This is a genomic window from Variovorax sp. CCNWLW225, assembly GCF_037204045.1.
Taxonomy (GTDB): Bacteria; Pseudomonadota; Gammaproteobacteria; order Burkholderiales; family Burkholderiaceae_C; genus Variovorax.
In genome coordinates this window covers 119,980-135,879 of sequence record NZ_JBBCBV010000003.1, presented here as the reverse complement: position 1 = coordinate 135,879, position 15,900 = coordinate 119,980, and the positions used below count along the sequence as shown (strand labels likewise).

Below are 15,900 nucleotides of genomic sequence, written 5' to 3'. Positions count from 1 at the left end.
ATGTCCATTCACGCCGCACTCCACCACGTCACCCACTACAAATACGACCGCCTGGTGCAGTTGGGCCCGCAGGTCGTGCGCTTGCGTCCCGCGCCGCATTGCCGCAGCAACGTCATCTCGTATTCGCTCAAGGTCGAGCCGGCCGAGCACTTCGTCAACTGGATGCAGGACCCGTTCGCCAACTACCAGGCGCGGCTCGTGTTTCCCGAGAAGACGCGCGAGTTCAAGGTCACGGTCGACCTGGTGGTCGAGATGGCGGTCTACAACCCGTTCGACTTCTTCCTCGAGCCGCAGGCCGAGAACTTTCCGTTCAAGTACACCGCTTCGCAGGCCGAGGAACTCGCGCCCTACCTGGTCACCGAAGAAGCCACGCCTCTCGTTTCGGCCTACCTCGACAAGATCGACCGCAAGGAACAGCGCACCATCGACTTCCTGGTCGGCCTGAACCAGCAGGTCCAGAAAGACGTCAACTACCTGATCCGCATGGAGCCCGGCGTGCAGACGCCGGAAGAAACGCTCACCAACGGCAGCGGCTCGTGCCGCGACTCAGGCTGGTTGCTGGTGCAGCTGCTGCGCCATTGCGGCCTGGCGGCGCGTTTTGTTTCGGGCTACCTGATCCAGCTGACCCCCGACGTGAAGGCGCTCGACGGCCCGAGCGGCACCACGGTCGACTTCACCGACCTGCACGCCTGGTGCGAAGTGTTCCTGCCCGGCGCGGGCTGGGTCGGCTTGGATGCCACCTCGGGCCTCATGGCCGGCGAAGGCCACATTCCGCTCGCCTGCACGCCCACGCCTTCGAGCGCGGCGCCCATCGAAGGCGGCGTCGACGAGTCGGAGGTCGAGTTCGGCCACGAGATGAAGGTCACGCGCATCTACGAATCGCCGCGCGTCACCAAGCCCTATACCGAAGAGCAATGGGCCGAAGTGCTCGCGCTCGGCGACGCGGTCGATGCGCGCCTGAAGGCCGGCGACGTGCGGCTCACCATGGGCGGCGAGCCCACTTATGTGGCCACCAGCGACCGCGACGCGCCCGAATGGAACACCGATGCGCTCGGCCCCACGAAGCGCGGCTATGCCACCGAGCTCGTCCACAGGCTGCGCGCGGAATACGGTCAGGGCGGCTTTCTCCACTTCGGCCAGGGCAAGTGGTACCCCGGCGAGCAGTTGCCGCGCTGGGCGCTGTCGATCTTCTGGCGCGCCGACGGCCAGACGCTCTGGCACAACCCCGAGCTCTTTGCCGACGAGCGCGTGCCCACGCACTACACGAGCGAAGACGCACGCCGCTTCACCACCGTGCTGGCGCACAAGCTCGGCATTACCGAGCGCTATGTGCAGCCCGGCTATGAAGACGTCTACTACTACCTGTGGCGCGAACGCAGGTTGCCGGTGAACGTCGACCCCTTCGAGTCGAAGCTGGACGACGAGCTCGAGCGCGTTCGCCTGCGCCGCGTGTTCACGCAAAAGCTCGACGCGGTCATCGGCTACATGCTGCCGCTCGAACCCGGCAACGCCGATGCCGATGCGCCCGCACTCGCAGGCCCGGGCTGGAAAACCGGCCCCTGGTTCCTGCGCGACGACCGGCTCTACCTGATCCCGGGCGATTCGCCCATGGGCTACCGACTGCCGCTCGACTCGCAGCCCTGGGCCAGCAAGGGCGACTATCCCTACCTGGTCGAGCGCGACCCGACCGCACCGCGCGCCGCGTTGCCTACTTCAGCCGACTACCGCGCGCGTTACGCGGTACCTGCGGGCGGTGCCACGGGCGCCGACCTTGGCGCCGTGCCCTACGACTTCGGTGCCCCGCCCGCGGTGCCCGCCGCCTTGCGCATGCAGTCGCCCGGCGGCAGCGCAGCCACCACCGGCGATGCAGCGAAGGGCGATGCGGCGGCCGAAACCGCAGACCGCTCCGCGAACCCGGCCACCCGCCAGCCCTTGCGCGGCGAATCGGCCCATTGGGTCACGCGCACCGCGCTGTGCGTCGAAGTGCGCGACCCGCGCCGCGCCAACGGCCCGGCGGCCGAGAAAAAGGGCAGCGCCTCGGGCGTGCTGTACGTCTTCATGCCGCCGCTCGCGCGCCTGGAGGACTACCTCGACCTGGTCGCGGCCGTCGAAGCCACGGCCGAGCAGCTCGGCATGCGCATCGTGATGGAAGGCTATCCGCCGCCGCGCGATCCGCGCCTGAAAATGCTGGCCGTCACCCCGGACCCGGGCGTGATCGAAGTCAACATCCATCCGGCGCACAGCTGGAAGGAACTGGTCGACCACACCGAGTTTCTCTACAACGCCGCCTTCGAAACCCGCCTGTCGGCCGAGAAGTTCATGACCGACGGCCGCCACACCGGCACCGGCGGCGGCAACCACTTTGTGATGGGCGGCGCCACGCCGGCCGACAGCCCCTTCCTGCGGCGGCCCGAGCTGCTGGCCAGCCTGCTGCTCTACTGGCACAACCATCCGTCGCTGAGCTATCTGTTCTCGGGCATGTTCATCGGCCCGACCAGCCAGGCGCCGCGCGTGGACGAAGCGCGCAACGACCAGGTCTACGAGCTCGAAATCGCCCTGAAGGAAATCGCGCGGAACCGCGAGATCCATGGCCAGAACATGCCGGCGTGGCTGGTCGACCGCACACTGCGCAACATCCTGATCGACGTGTCGGGCAACACGCACCGCAGCGAGTTCTGCATCGACAAGCTCTACTCGCCCGATTCGAGCACCGGCCGCCTCGGCCTGCTCGAACTGCGCGCCTTCGAAATGCCGCCGCATGCGCGCATGAGCATTGCGCAGCAGTTGCTGATCCGCGCCCTGGTGGCGCGCTTCTGGGACGCCCCGTACAAGGCGCCCGTTACGCGCTGGGGCACCGAGCTGCACGACCGCTTCCTGCTGCCGACCTTCGTCAAGATGGATTTCGACGACGTGATCAGCGAAATGCGCCAGGCCGGTTTCGCGTTCGATGTCGACTGGTTCGCGCCGCATTTCGAGTTCCGCTTCCCGCTGGTGGGCCAGGTGCAGGCCATGGGCGTGGAGCTTTCGCTGCGCAACGCGCTGGAGCCCTGGCACGTGATGGGCGAAGAAGGCTCGGCCGGCGGCACGGTGCGCTATGTCGATTCGTCGCTCGAACGCATCGAGGTGCGCGTGACCGGCCTGAACGAAAGCCGCCACGTGATCACCGTCAACGGCAAGGTGCTGCCGCTGCAGCCCACCGGCACCGTGGGCGAGTTCGTCGCGGGCGTGCGCTACAAGGCCTGGAACCCGCCCTCGGCGCTGCATCCGAGCATTGGCGCGCATGCGCCGCTCACCTTCGACATTGTCGACACCTGGATGAAGCGCTCGCTGGGCGGCTGCCAGTACTACGTCGCCCACCCGGGCGGACGCAACTACGACACCCTGCCTGTGAACGCCTATGAGGCGGAAAGCCGCCGCATGTCGCGCTTTGCGCGCATGGGCCATACGCCCGGCCTGATGCGCACGCCGCCGGCCACCATCGAGCTCGCGGGCAGCCGCGAATTCCCGTTCACCCTCGATTTGCGGCGGTGAAAGGCCTTAAAGGGACGCAAGGGGACATTTAGCACATCGCCCGCCATCTCACCCGGTGACGGCAATGTGACAATCCATCCCCTGTGGAACCTTTGAACGAATCCCTGTTCGACGCCCAGGCGCTGGAATTTCCAGCCGCCCTGGCGTCGGCGCTCGCCCCGGCCGCCCTGCCCGGCCACTTCGACGAACTGCGCGGAGAAGCCATGCCCGCAGTGCCGCCGCGCCAGGTCACCGGCGCAGCGCCGGCCGTGGCCGCGCCGCCGGCGCTCTACGACGCGGCGGCCGAGCGCTCCGCGCCTCTGCAGAACCCGTCGCAGGCCCAATCCCAGACGCAGACACAGACCCAGGTTCTCCAGCAGCCGCAGCCCTCCAACGAGAAGCCGCCCCTCACGCCGGCCTGGAACGCATTCTTCGAGCAGCTCGGCCCGGGCGGGTTCGGCGACCTACCGCGGCGGGCGGTCAACCTGGAGCGGCAGATCCGCGACAACGGCGTTACCTACAACGTCTACGCCGACGCCAACGGGCCGCAGCGCCCGTGGTCGCTCGACCTCTTCCCGCTGATCGTCTCGCCCGAAAGCTGGAACCAGATCGAAACCGGCGTGCTGCAGCGCGTGCGCGTGCTCGACCGCGTCATGGCCGATGTCTACGGCCCGCAGCAACTGCTGAGCGAAGGCCTTCTGCCGCCGGCGCTGGTGCGCGGGCACCCCGGTTACCTGCGCGCGCTGCACGGCGTGAAGCCGCCGGGCGACACCTGGCTGCACATTGCGGCTTTCGACCTCGCCCGTGGACCCGATGGCAACTGGTGGGTGGTGTCGCAGCGCACGCAGGCGCCTTCGGGCCTGGGCTATCTGCTCGAAAACCGCCTCGCCATCACGCGCCAGTTTCCGCAGGCCTTCGAGGCGCTGCATGTGCAGCGCCTGGCCGCCACCTACAGCGCCATGATGGACGGGCTGCAGCGCATGTGCCCGGCCGGCGTGCCGCCGCACATTGCGCTGCTCACGCCGGGCCCCTACAACGAGACCTACTTCGAGCACGCATACCTTGCGCGCTATCTCGGCGTGACGCTGGTCGAGGGCAGCGACCTCACGGTGCGCGACCAGCGGCTCTACCTCAAGACACTGCAGGGCCTGCGCCCGGTGCACGGACTCATCAAGCGGCTGGACGACCAGTTCCTCGATCCGCTCGAACTGCGGCCGGATTCCACGCTGGGCGTGCCCGGCCTGCTGCAGGCCATTCGGGCCGGCAACGTGCTGGTGGCCAACATGCCGGGTTCGGCGTTTCTCGAATCCCCCGCGCTCCTGGGCTTCTTGCCAGGCCTCGCGCGTCGCCTCATCGGCGAAAAGCTCAAGCTGCCGGCGCTGCCGACCTGGTGGTGCGGCGAGCGTGCCGCGCTCGAGGCCGTGCTGCCGCAGCTGGGCGAATGCGCCATCAAGCCGACCTACCCCGGGTTCGACGGGCAGACCAGCTTCGACGCGGTGCTCGGCAGCGAACTGAGCCGGCGCCAGCTCGACGAATGGGCCGGCCGCATCGTGCGCGACGGCGAAGCCCACACCATCCAGAGCTACCTGCCGCTGTCGCAGATGCCCACCTGGGCCAATGACCTGGGGCCGGGCCACATTGCGCCGCGCGCGGTGCTGCTGCGCGTCTTCGCGGTGAGCGACGGCGCGCAGTCGTGGCGCGTGCTGCCCGGCGGGCTGGCGCGGCTTGCCGGCCGCGATGCGCAGATCGCCTCCATGCAGCGCGGCGGCAGCAGTGCCGACGTATGGGTGCAAACGCACGGCGAAGTCGACCGCACCACGCTGCTGCAGCCGCATGCCACGCCGGCTTCGCTCGCGCGGCACCGGGCGCCGGTTACCAGCCGCGCGGCCGAGAACATGTTCTGGCTCGGCCGCTACACCGAGCGGGCGGAAAACGCGGTGCGGCTCGCGCGCCTCACGCTCAACCTGCTGGGCAGCGAAGACCAGTCGTCGCGCCCGCTGCTCGAGTGGCTGCATCGCATGGCCCTGCGCAATGCGCTGGTGCCGGCGGGCGTGCCCAGCGCACCGCAATCGCGCCGGGTGTTCGAGCGCGCACTGATTGCCGAGCTCGGCGACGTGGAGCGCGGCGGCAGCGTCGGCTTCAGCCTGCGCTGCATCCGACAGGCCGCCGCCGCCGTGCGCGAACGGCTCTCGCAGGACAACTGGAACCAGATCGTGCGCACCGAAGCCGAGTTTCTGCGGCGCGCGGCCGAGCAGGCCGGCGAAGGCAGCTTTGCCACCGGCGCAGCGCTGCGCGCGCTCGAATCCGCCAGCACCGCATTGGCCGCCATGACCGGCGCACAAACCGACCGCATGACGCGCGACGACGCCTGGCGCCTGCTGTCGATCGGCCGTCACATCGAGCGGCTGGGCTTTTTGTCGAACGCACTGGAGGCCGGCTTCGAGAACGGCGCCGTGCACGAGGTGAGCGGCTTCGAAGCCATGGTGGCGCTGTTCGACAGCACCATCACCTTCCACGCGCGCTACCAGCAGCGGCGCGACGTGGCCACGCTGGTCGATTTGCTGGTGCTCGACGCCGAGAACCCGCGCTCGCTGGCGTGGGTCACGCAAACGCTGCGCGGACGCATTGCGCGCCTTGCGGGCAGCGCGCCCGGCAAGCTCACCGCCCTGTCTTACGAGCTGCCCGACCCCGCAACCTGGACGCTCGAGCATCTGTGCGCCACCGGCGCCGATGCCGACTACCCCGCACTGGTCCAGCTTCTCGCCAGCTGCGAGACGGCGGCCTACCATGTGTCCGACGCCATCGGCACGCGCTATTTCACGCTCACGTCGGAATCGCTGCGTTCGGTCGGCGCCTGAACACGCCCTTTTTGAAGGAGGACGCAACATGCTTGCCAACCGCCGCATCACGTTCACTGCCGCCCTTACCGCCTTTGCGGCACTTGCACTGGCCGGTTGCGGCAAGCAGGAGCCCACCACCGCCACTACGGCCACGCCTGCGCCCGCGGCGGCCCGGGTGCTGGTGGTCGGCACCGATGCCGCCTACACCCCCTTCGAGTCGCAGAACGAAAAGGGCGAGATCGTGGGTTTCGACATCGAGGTGGTCAAGGCGATCGCGGGCAAGGCCGGCTTCGAAGTGAAGTTCGTCAACACGCCTTGGGAAGGCATCTTCAACGCGCTCGACCAAGGCGACCGCGACCTGCTGGTGTCGGCCATCACCATCACCGGCGAGCGCCGCCAGGCCATGGACTTTTCGAAGCCCTACTTCGAAGCCAGGCAACTCATCGCGGTCAGGCGCGATGCACAGGTGGCCAGTTTCGAAGACATCAAGGCCATGAAGGTCGGCGTGCAGAACGGCACCACGGGCGACGAAGTGGTGGGCAAGCTGCAGGGCAAGTCGAGCGGCAACATCAAGCGCTTCGAGTCCACGCCGCTCGCGCTCAAGGAGCTCGAAGCCGGCGGCGTGCAGGCCGTGGTGGCCGACAACGGCGTGGTGGAGCACTACCTTGCCAACAACCCCGGCGGCGGCTTCAAGACGGTGAGCGATGCGGCCTTTCCGGTCGAGCAATACGGCATTGCGGTCAAGAAAGGCAATGCGGAACTCCTGGCCAGGATCAACAAGGGCCTCGACGACATCAAGGCCGACGGCAGCTACGACAAGATCTACGCGGCGCATTTCGGCGGCACGCCGAAGTAGCTCCCCAGCAGGAACCCCATGCTTCTTCACGTCACGCACGAAACCCGCTACGAGTATTCGCCCCCGGTCGAAACGGCGCAGCACCTGGCCCACCTGAAGCCGCTGGCCACCGGGTCGCAGCGGCTGGTGAGCCACAAGCTCGCCATAGAACCCCAGCCCGCGCAGCGCAACGAACTGCCCGACGTGTACGGCAACACCCGCGCCTTCTTTGCACTCGAGGCCACGCACGACAGCCTCGTGGTCACCGCCGAAAGCGTGGTCGAGACCTCCGAGCCTGTGCTTTCGCCGGCCGTGGCGCGCGAGCTGCCCTGGGAGGCCGTTCGCGAGCGCTTCCGGTACCGAAAGGACGCCACCTTCGATCCGGCCTCGGAGTTCGTTTTTCCGTCGCCCTACGTACCCCGCCACGACGACTTCGCGGCCTACGCACGCGCAAGCTTCGCGCCCGAGCGGCCGACCTTCGACGTGGCGATGGACCTCACCGAGCGCATGTACCGCGACTTTGCCTACGAGGCCGACAGCACCGAGATCAGCACGCCCGCGGTCGAAGCGCTCGCGCAGCGCAAGGGCGTGTGCCAGGACTTCGCCCACATCATGATTGCCTGCTTTCGCATGATGGGCCTGCCCGCGCGCTACGTGAGCGGCTACCTGCTCACGCAGCCGCCGCCCGGCCAGCCGCGGCTGGTGGGTGCCGATGCCTCGCACGCCTGGGTGTCGGTGTACCTGCCCGGCAATGGCGACGGCCCCGAGAGCGCCGGCGGCTGGGCCGAGTTCGACCCCACCAACGGCCGCCAACCAGGCGAAGACTATGTCGCGCTCGCCATCGGCCGCGACTATTCCGACGTGTCGCCCATGCGCGGCGTGCTGCACGGCGGCGCGCGCCACACGCTCAAGGTGGGCGTGACGGTGCAACCCATCGAAGAGCTGCGCACGCAGGCTGCGCAAGCGGCGCAGTCACAATCACAGACGCAATCCCAAACTCAATCGCAACCCTCGGACAAGGATCTCCAATGAGCGTTTACGACAAGCTTTCCAGCCTCGGCATCACCCTGCCCCCGGTCGCCGCCCCCGCCGCGGCCTATGTGCCCTTCGTGCGCACCGGCAACCTGGTTTTTCTGTCGGGCCATATCGCCAAGAAAGACGGCAAGGTCTGGACCGGCCAGCTCGGCGCCAGCATCAGCACCGAGGAAGGCAAGCAGGCCGCGCGCGCCATTGCCATCGACCTGCTGGGCACGCTGCATGCCGCCGTGGGCGACCTGAACAAGATCACGCGCATCGTCAAGGTCATGAGCCTGGTCAACTCCGTCGGCACCTTCACCGAGCAGCACCTGGTGACCAATGGCGCCAGCGAGCTGTTTGCCGAAGTGTTCGGCGCCGAAAAGGGCTCGCACGCGCGCAGCGCATTCGGCGTGGCACAGGTGCCGATGGGTGCCTGCGTCGAGATCGACCTGGTTGCCGAAGTCGGCTGACCGGCTCCAGCGCGGGCAGCCACAGCCATGAGCGTGCAGGCCCTGCGCTCTTCCTTCGGCAACAACTGCCACTGGTGCGGCTTGCCGATGGATTTTGCGGAGCCTCGCAGCGCCCCTGACTCGGCCACCATCGAGCACCTGAACGATTCGACGCTGGGCGGCGTTCGCAAGCAGAAGCACCGGCGCCTTGCCCACGCCATCTGCAATCACACGCGCAACGAGTTCAAGCTGCAGGCCGAACGAAATTTCCAGCGCTGGATTGCCGAGCGGGTCGAACTCAGCCGCCTCGTTCGCGTCGCGGACCTGGCCGCTGCTGAGCCGGTTGCTATGCCGGCTGAGATGAGCCCCGCACCACCAGCTGCCCCGGCAGCAGCAACTGGCGTGCTGCCACATCCAGCCCGTGCAGCCGTTCGATCAGGCACGTAGCGGCGCAGCGGCCGATGGCGTCGGTGGGCTGTGCCACGGTGCTCAGGCCGGGGCCGATCAGCGAAGCCCACTCCGGGTCGTCGAAGCCGACGAAGCCCAGCTCCTGCCCGAACTGCCACCCCAGGCGCGCCATGGCCTGTGCGACGCGCAGCGTGACCACCGCATTGCCCGCGACCACTGCCGCACGGCGCCCGCGCTTTGCGCGCCGATGCAAGGCGCGCAAGGCTTCGTCCAGCGCATCGCTCTCTCCCTCGACGCTTTCGAACACCTCGCCCGCCACGCGTGGCTCGTGCGCGGCCACGCAGGCACCGAAAGCGGCGGTGCGTTCGCGCCGCGAGCTCACGCCCTTCTGCGGCTCGGTCACGTAGAGCAGTTCGCGGTAGCCGCCTTCGACCAGATGGCCGCAGGTGTCGCGCATGGCCGAATGGTTGTCGAGCGAGACGAAATCGGTGTGCATGCCGGCGTGCCGGCGGTCGACCAGCACGGCGGGCTTGCCGTGCAGCGTGACCGCATCGACCACGTTGCTGCCGCGCCCCAGCGTGTTGAGAATGAAGCCGTCGACCTGGTAGCCCGCAAGCGCATCGATGGCCTCGCGTTCGCGTTCGCTCTCGTTGCCCAGGTTGAACAGCATCACCAGGTAGCCCGCGTCCTGGCAGGCCTTCTCGGCACCGCGCAGCACGGCTACCGAATACGGGTTGGTGATGTCCGCCACGATCAGGCCGATGAGGCGCGAGCGACCGTGGCTCAGCGCCTGTGCCATGGGGCTGGGCGTGTAGGCCAGCTTGGCGATGGCTGCCTCAACCCGCGCCGCGATGTCGCGGCTCAAGAGGCGCTCGCGGTGGTTGAGAAAGCGCGAGACGGTGGCTTTGGAGACGCCTGCGGCTTCGGCGACGTCGGCAATGGTGGCGCGCCCGCTCGGATTCATGGATTTGCTCCTTCCCCCGCTGGGGGAAGGTTGGGATGGGGGCAGGCAGAGCGCGAAATGGATTCGCCGCTTGCCCCCACCCCTACCCTCCCCCAGCGGGGGAGGGAGAAAATCCTCGAGGGCTTCATGCGCCCGCCGTGTCGTACGGCGCGGTCGGTTTCTCGCCGGCCAAGACCTGTAGAAGATTGGTCGTTGCCAGCTCAGCCATCGCATGCCGCGTCTCATGCGTCGCCGAACCGATGTGCGGCAGCGGCGTCACGCGCGAATGCGTGCGCAGCGGCGAATCGGCCGGCAGCGGCTCTTTCGCGAACACGTCCAGGCCCGCGGCGCGCAACGTGCCGTGGTCGAGCGCGTGCAGCAATGCGGTTTCGTTCACCGTAGCGCCACGGCCGCCATTGATGAAAGACGCCCCTGGCTTCATGCGCGCGAAGAAGCCGGCATCGATCATGCCGCGCGTCGCGTCGGTGAGCGGCAGCATCGCCAGCACGATGTCCGAACGTGCGAGCAGTTCATCGAGCGGTGTATGCGCGGCCCGGCCCTGCAGCTCGGGCGCCTGCGCGGCCAGGTCGACCGGCCGGCGCGAGTGATAGAGCACCGGCATGCCGAAGCCCAGTGCCGCGCGCCGTGCCACGGCCTGGCCGATGCGGCCGAAGCCAAGAATGCCCAGCGTCTTGCCGTGCACATCGGTGCCGAAGAGCTCTTCGCCGATGTTCTTCGTCCAGCGGCCTTCGCGCACGAGATTCGACAGCTCGACCACGCGCCGTTGCGTGGCCATCAGGATGGCGAACACCGTGTCGGCCACCGTCTCGGTCAGCACGTCGGGCGTGTGGCACAGCACGATGCCGCGCTTGTGCAGCTCGGCCAGTGGATAGTTGTCGACGCCGACCGACACGCTCGAGATGACCTTGAGCTGGGGCGCCGCATCGAGCAGCGCGGCGTCGACGTTGTAGCTCGAACCGATCAGCCCGTTCGCGGTGCCGAGCGCGGCGCCAAAGGCCTCCGGCTTCTTCCGCGGATCGGCAACGGTCACATGGTGTGCGGCCTGCAGGCGCGCGAGTTGGTCTTCGGGCAGCGCCCTGAAGACAAGCACGTTCTTCTTGTCGGTCATTATCAGAGTCCTGCTTCTTCGAGTTCGGCGCGCGTTGGCAAGCCTTCGGTATCGCCCAGCACCTGCACCGCGCGTGCGCCAATCCAGGCGCCGCGGCGCACGGCCTCGGGCACGCTCTTGCCTTCGAGCAATGCACTCACCACGCCGGCCGCAAAGCCGTCGCCCGCGCCCACGGTGTCGATCACTTCCTTCACCGGAAAGCCTTCGATGCGTCCGGTGCCCGCCACGTCGCTGTCGTAGTACGCGCCTTCGGAACCGAGCTTGACGACCACCAGCTTAGCGCCGCGCTCGCGGTAGAAGCGCGCCACGTCTTCGGGCTGGGTATGGCCGGTGAGCAGCAGGCCCTCCTCGATGCCGGGCAGCACCCAGTCGGCGCGCGAGGCCAGCTCGTTGATCCAGTGGCGCATGGTGTCGGTCGACGGCCACAGCGTAGGCCGCAGGTTGGTGTCGAACGAAATGGTGCGACCGGCCGAGCGCATCACGTCCATCGTCTTGAGGGCGGCCTGCAGGCTGGTGTCGGAGATGGCCGGGAACACGCCCGTGGCATGCAGGTGGCGCGCCGAACGCAGCCAGGCTTCATCGACATCTGCCGGGCCCATGTGGCTTGCGGCCGAGCCCTTGCGGTGGTATTCGACCGGCGGATCGCTGCCGTCTGTGACGCGTCCCTTGAACTGGAAGCCGGTGCGCTGCGCGGGGTCGCAGATCACGTGCGAGCAGTCGATGCCCTCGGCCTTCATCGTTGCAATCAGATAGCGCCCCATCGAGTCGGTGCCGAGCCGGCTGGCCCAGCCCACCTTGAGGCCCAGGCGCGAAAGGCCGATGGCCACGTTGGTCTCGGCGCCCGCAGTGCGCTTGTGGAACGCCTCTGCGTTTTCCAGCGGACCGGGGCGGTCGGCCACGAGCAGCAGCATGGCCTCGCCGAACAGGGCAACGTCGAAAGCGGTCGGTTCTGTCATGTTTTCTACGCTCGCACGGAGCGGATGAAGTCGATTTGCGTGCGTGTGACGGCCAACAGGTCGTCCCCCACGAGAGGGTATTCGATGGCATGCGGCACATCGGCCGGCAGCGCGCGCAGCACCGCGCGCCATGGCGCGGCCGAGTCGCCCAGCGGCACTGCCACCCACTTGTGCGGCAGGCGCTGCGCGCCCTTGCAATGCACATAGCGCACGCGGCGGGCCAGTACCTCTGCGGCCTGCAGCGGGCATTCGCCGAGCCAGTGCCAGTTGCCCATGTCGAAGGTCATGCCGAGTTCGACGCCGGCCTTGTCGGCCACGTCGAAGAAGCTCTGCAGTGCCGGCAGCGCGCCAGCGCGCACGGTCTGATCGTTTTCGATCAGCAGCTCGACACGCGTTTCCGCGAGCTGCACCTTCAGGCCCCACAGCGATCCGTGCGACGACGGGCGAAAGTCGCCGATCGACATCTTGAGCCGCTTGGCGCCCAGCTTCGTTGCGGCGGCGATGCCGCGCGCAAGCGCGGCGCTGTCGAGCCAGCCGCCTTCGGCCCAGAGCCCTTCAGGGCTGGAATACACGGAGGCAAGCCCCGCCAGCGAAGGCAGTTCCGCATCGGGGTTGCGCAGCATCTCGCCGCGCACTTCGACCGAATCGGCGCCCGCCTCCAGCGCCATCTGCGAGCACCAGAGCTGGCCATGCCGCCCCACCTCGGCCGCACCGAAGGACGACAGAGAAATCAGTACCTGGAAAGACATCAGTGAGCCTGGTGCGAGCTCAGGATCTGTCCAAGGAACTGGCGCGTTTTTTCGTTCTGCGGATTGCTGAAGAATTCTTGCGGCGGCGCCTGCTCGACGATCTTGCCATCGGCCATGAAGATCACCCGGTCGGCCACGCTGCGGGCAAAGCCCATTTCGTGCGTCACGCACAGCATGGTCATACCGTCTTCGGCCAGGCCGATCATGGTGTCGAGCACTTCCTTGACCATCTCGGGATCGAGCGCCGAGGTGGGCTCGTCGAACAGCATGATCTTGGGCGTCATGCACAGCGCGCGCGCAATGGCCACGCGCTGCTGCTGTCCGCCCGAGAGCTGGCTCGGATACTTGCCGGCCTGCTCTGGAATGCGCACGCGCGTAAGGTACTTCATGGCCACCTCTTCCGCCTGGGCCTTCGTCATGCCGCGCGAGCGCATCGGCGCGAGCGTGCAGTTTTCCAGAATGGTGAGGTGCGGAAACAGGTTGAACTGCTGAAACACCATGCCCACTTCGGCACGCACCGCGTCCACATTCTTGCCGCCGGCCGTCAGGTCGATGCCATCGACCACGATGCGGCCCTTCTGCACCGTTTCGAGCCGGTTGATGCAGCGAATGAGCGTCGATTTTCCGGAGCCCGAAGGCCCGCAGATCACGATGCGCTCGCCCTGGCGCACCGACAGGTCGATGCCGGTCAACACCTGGAATTCACCGTACCACTTGTTGACCGCTTCCATGCGGATGATCGATTCCGTCGTCATGCCAGGATTCCCTTTTCTTCTTCAGCCCTTGCGGTTCACTGCATCTTCGGCAGGTCGGCCTGCAGCCACTTTTGGTAGAGCTTGTTGAGCTCGCCATTGGCGGTGTTCTTGGCAACGAACTCGTTGACCGCCTTGTGCAGCTCTTCCTGGCCTGGACGCATCGCGATGCCCATCGATTGCTGCACCAGCGTGAACTTGTTTTCGTAGCTGCCGGCGGGCACGCGCTTGGCGATTTGCGCGGCCACGGTCACCGAGCAGCCGATGGCATCGACCTGGCCCGAGATCAGCGCTTGCATGGCCGATGCGTCGTCGTCGAAGCGGCGGATTTCCGTGCCTTCGGGCGCGGCCTTGGTCACGGCCACGTCTTGCGTCGAAGCGCGAGCCACGCCTACGCGCAGGCCCTTCAGGTCGCCTGCCGCCTTGATGGGCGTCTTGGTGGCGCCGTACAGCACGATGGTGGCGGCCGCGTAGGGCTGCGAGAACTGCACCTGCTTGGCGCGCTCGGGCGTGATGGCCAGCGAGGCGACCAGCACGTCGACCTTGTTGGTCAGCAGGAAGGGAATGCGGTTGGGGCCCGTCACCGGCACGATGTTGGCCTTGACGCCCCAGTCCTTGGCGAGCAGCTTGGCCACGTCGGCGTCGTAACCGTCGGGCTGGTTCTGAGCATTGGTGGTGCCGTAAGGCGGAAAGTCGACCAGCATGCCGATGGTGATCTCGCCCTTCTTCTTGATGTCAGCCACGGATTGGGCCGATGCGAAGGGTGCGAACACGGTGAGCGCGGCGCCAAGGCCAAGGGCTGCCAGCGCAACGCGGCGGGTGGTGGTACGGGTCATTGGATGTGTCTCCTGAAAATAAGAAGGAAGCGACGAGAAGAGAGAAAACGAAAAACGATCAGCGTGCGAGCGCCTGTGCGCGCTTGCGCTCCATGCGCCCGGCCAGCAATGAAAGCGGCCAGCAGATCGCAAAGTAGATGGCGGCCACCACCGAGAACACGATGAGCGGCTGGAAGGTGGCGTTGTTGACAATTTGCCCGGCGCGCGTCACTTCCACGAAGCCGATGATGGCTGCAAGCGAGGTGCCCTTGATGATCTGCACCAGGTAGCCCACGGTGGGCGCGAGCGCAATCTTGAAAGCCTGCGGCAACACCACGTCGCGCATGCGCGCGCTGTACTTGAGGCTCAGCGCCTCGGCGGCTTCCCATTGGCCGCGCGGAACCGCCTCGATGCAGCCGCGCCAGATTTCACCGAGGAAGGCCGCGCTGTTGAGGATGAGCGCCACGCCCGCGGCAACCCATGGGTTGATGTCGAGCCCCAGCACCGGCGCGCCGAAGAACACCAGGAACAGCTGCAGCAGCAGCGGCGTGCCTTGGAAAATCTGGATGAAGGTGGTCGATACGCCGCGTGCCCATGCCGATTCGGACGTGCGCATGAGCGCGATGATCAACCCCAGGATCGCGCCGCCCACGAATGCGATGGCCGAGAGCGCCAGCGTCCACTTGGCCGCTTCGAGAATGAACAGGAATTCGGGAAAACCGAAGGTACGCATGATGGTTCTGGCTCCGTCCGGGGCTTGTTACCGGCGGTCCGGATAGTTGAGCGTGCGCTTGTAGATCAGCTTGAACATGGCCGAGAAGGCCAGTGCCAGCGCGAGGTAGATGGCAGCCACGACGATGTAGATCTCGAAGCTGCGGAAGGTTTGCGACTGCAGGTTGGCGGCCACCGAGGTCAGGTCGTCGGCCGAGATGACCGACACCACGGCCGAGCTCAGCATCAACAGGATGAACTGGCTCGTGAGCGCCGGGTAGATGGCCTTGAGCGCCGGCTTGATGATCACGAAGCGGAAGATCTCCCAGGGCTTGAGGTTGAGCGCCCTGCCCGCCTCGATCTGCCCCTTGGGAATCGACTCGATGCCTGCACGGATGATCTCGGTCGCATACGCGCCGAGGTTCACCACCATGGCCACCAGCGCGGCCGTTTGCGGCGACCAGCGCAGGCCGATGGCCGGCAGCGCGAAGAAGAAAAAGAAGAGCTGCACCAGGAAAGGCGTGTTGCGGATGACCTCGATGTACGCGTTGATGACAAAGCGCAGCCAGCCCGGTCCCGAGGTCTTGCCCCAGGCGCAGAAGATGGCGACCACCAGGCCGATCAGTGTGGCGGAAAGCGAAAGCTGAATCGTGATCCAGGTGCCCTTGAGCAGCAGCGGCCAGGCAGCGAAGACGGCGTCGAATTGAAACTGGTAGTTCATGGTTGCGAGCACGGGCGTTGCCGTGCGCATGCCTCGAAAGCAATGCTTGCAGCTTATATGAAACC

13 protein-coding genes are annotated in these 15,900 nt (G+C 67.0%); 5 read left to right on the top strand and 8 right to left on the bottom strand.

Annotated elements, in window-relative coordinates:
- The 5 genes from V9L20_RS08360 to V9L20_RS08340 all read left to right on the top strand — a co-directional run bounded on the left by V9L20_RS08360 (position 1) and on the right by V9L20_RS08340 (position 8,672).
- Positions 1 to 3,531: a transglutaminase family protein gene (locus V9L20_RS08360; RefSeq protein ID WP_337296219.1), complete on the top strand. Its 3,531-nt coding sequence runs from the start codon at positions 1 to 3 to the stop codon at positions 3,529 to 3,531.
- A gap of 83 nt (positions 3,532 to 3,614) precedes the next feature.
- On the top strand, positions 3,615 to 6,368 hold the full coding sequence (locus V9L20_RS08355; protein ID WP_337296218.1) for a circularly permuted type 2 ATP-grasp protein: 2,754 nt from the start codon (positions 3,615 to 3,617) through the stop codon (positions 6,366 to 6,368).
- Between the two features lie 28 nt (positions 6,369 to 6,396).
- Positions 6,397 to 7,206 (top strand): basic amino acid ABC transporter substrate-binding protein, encoded by an 810-nt coding sequence (locus V9L20_RS08350; RefSeq protein WP_337296217.1) that lies wholly within the window; start codon positions 6,397 to 6,399, stop codon positions 7,204 to 7,206.
- A gap of 18 nt (positions 7,207 to 7,224) precedes the next feature.
- A complete protein-coding gene (locus tag V9L20_RS08345) occupies positions 7,225 to 8,217 on the top strand; it encodes a transglutaminase family protein (RefSeq protein WP_337296216.1) in 993 nt (330 codons plus the stop codon).
- Positions 8,214 to 8,672 (top strand): RidA family protein, encoded by a 459-nt coding sequence (locus V9L20_RS08340; protein WP_309951973.1) that lies wholly within the window; start codon positions 8,214 to 8,216, stop codon positions 8,670 to 8,672. The genes V9L20_RS08345 and V9L20_RS08340 overlap by 4 nt, the downstream gene beginning before the upstream one ends.
- Before the next feature lie 325 nt (positions 8,673 to 8,997).
- Here the strand turns inward: V9L20_RS08340 and V9L20_RS08335 are convergent, their stop codons facing one another.
- The 8 genes from V9L20_RS08335 to V9L20_RS08300 all read right to left on the bottom strand — a co-directional run bounded on the left by V9L20_RS08335 (position 8,998) and on the right by V9L20_RS08300 (position 15,835).
- The gene (locus V9L20_RS08335) at positions 8,998 to 10,023 is read right to left on the bottom strand and encodes a LacI family DNA-binding transcriptional regulator (protein WP_337296215.1); all 1,026 of its coding nucleotides are present in this window, start codon (positions 10,021 to 10,023) and stop codon (positions 8,998 to 9,000) included.
- Between the two features lie 124 nt (positions 10,024 to 10,147).
- Positions 10,148 to 11,131 (bottom strand): 2-hydroxyacid dehydrogenase, encoded by a 984-nt coding sequence (locus tag V9L20_RS08330; protein WP_337296214.1) that lies wholly within the window; start codon positions 11,129 to 11,131, stop codon positions 10,148 to 10,150.
- Between the two features lie 2 nt (positions 11,132 to 11,133).
- Positions 11,134 to 12,087, bottom strand: a complete 954-nt coding sequence (locus V9L20_RS08325; protein WP_337296213.1) for a sugar kinase — start codon at positions 12,085 to 12,087, stop codon at positions 11,134 to 11,136.
- A gap of 5 nt (positions 12,088 to 12,092) precedes the next feature.
- Entirely contained in the window at positions 12,093 to 12,836 is a 744-nt protein-coding gene (locus V9L20_RS08320; RefSeq protein WP_337296212.1) for a sugar phosphate isomerase/epimerase family protein, read from the bottom strand.
- Positions 12,836 to 13,591, bottom strand: coding sequence for an amino acid ABC transporter ATP-binding protein (locus V9L20_RS08315; protein WP_337296211.1), 756 nt, complete (start codon positions 13,589 to 13,591; stop codon positions 12,836 to 12,838). Before V9L20_RS08315 ends, V9L20_RS08320 begins: the two co-directional genes overlap by 1 nt.
- 35 nt (positions 13,592 to 13,626) lie before the next feature.
- The gene (locus tag V9L20_RS08310; RefSeq protein ID WP_337296210.1) at positions 13,627 to 14,424 is read right to left on the bottom strand and encodes a transporter substrate-binding domain-containing protein; all 798 of its coding nucleotides are present in this window, start codon (positions 14,422 to 14,424) and stop codon (positions 13,627 to 13,629) included.
- A 58-nt stretch (positions 14,425 to 14,482) separates the two neighbouring features.
- On the bottom strand, positions 14,483 to 15,136 hold the full coding sequence (locus V9L20_RS08305) for an amino acid ABC transporter permease (protein ID WP_258507770.1): 654 nt from the start codon (positions 15,134 to 15,136) through the stop codon (positions 14,483 to 14,485).
- Positions 15,137 to 15,163: 27 nt separating this feature from the next.
- On the bottom strand, positions 15,164 to 15,835 hold the full coding sequence (locus tag V9L20_RS08300) for an amino acid ABC transporter permease (RefSeq protein ID WP_126749056.1): 672 nt from the start codon (positions 15,833 to 15,835) through the stop codon (positions 15,164 to 15,166).
- Between the last annotated feature and the right edge of the window lie 65 nt (positions 15,836 to 15,900).

Bases quoted from the DNA above. Each gene is read 5' to 3' on its own strand.
- V9L20_RS08310 (WP_337296210.1), bottom strand. From the start codon at position 14,424: ATGACCCGTACCACCACCCGCCGCGTTGCGCTGGCAGCCCTTGGCCTT.
- V9L20_RS08320 (WP_337296212.1), bottom strand. From the start codon at position 12,836: ATGTCTTTCCAGGTACTGATTTCTCTGTCGTCCTTCGGTGCGGCCGAG.
- V9L20_RS08350 (WP_337296217.1), top strand. From the start codon at position 6,397: ATGCTTGCCAACCGCCGCATCACGTTCACTGCCGCCCTTACCGCCTTT.
- V9L20_RS08345 (WP_337296216.1), top strand. From the start codon at position 7,225: ATGCTTCTTCACGTCACGCACGAAACCCGCTACGAGTATTCGCCCCCG.
- V9L20_RS08315 (WP_337296211.1), bottom strand. From the start codon at position 13,591: ATGACGACGGAATCGATCATCCGCATGGAAGCGGTCAACAAGTGGTAC.
- V9L20_RS08335 (WP_337296215.1), bottom strand. From the start codon at position 10,023: ATGAATCCGAGCGGGCGCGCCACCATTGCCGACGTCGCCGAAGCCGCA.
- V9L20_RS08325 (WP_337296213.1), bottom strand. From the start codon at position 12,087: ATGACAGAACCGACCGCTTTCGACGTTGCCCTGTTCGGCGAGGCCATG.
- V9L20_RS08340 (WP_309951973.1), top strand. From the start codon at position 8,214: ATGAGCGTTTACGACAAGCTTTCCAGCCTCGGCATCACCCTGCCCCCG.
- V9L20_RS08300 (WP_126749056.1), bottom strand. From the start codon at position 15,835: ATGAACTACCAGTTTCAATTCGACGCCGTCTTCGCTGCCTGGCCGCTG.
- V9L20_RS08330 (WP_337296214.1), bottom strand. From the start codon at position 11,131: ATGACCGACAAGAAGAACGTGCTTGTCTTCAGGGCGCTGCCCGAAGAC.
- V9L20_RS08305 (WP_258507770.1), bottom strand. From the start codon at position 15,136: ATGCGTACCTTCGGTTTTCCCGAATTCCTGTTCATTCTCGAAGCGGCC.
- V9L20_RS08360 (WP_337296219.1), top strand. From the start codon at position 1: ATGTCCATTCACGCCGCACTCCACCACGTCACCCACTACAAATACGAC.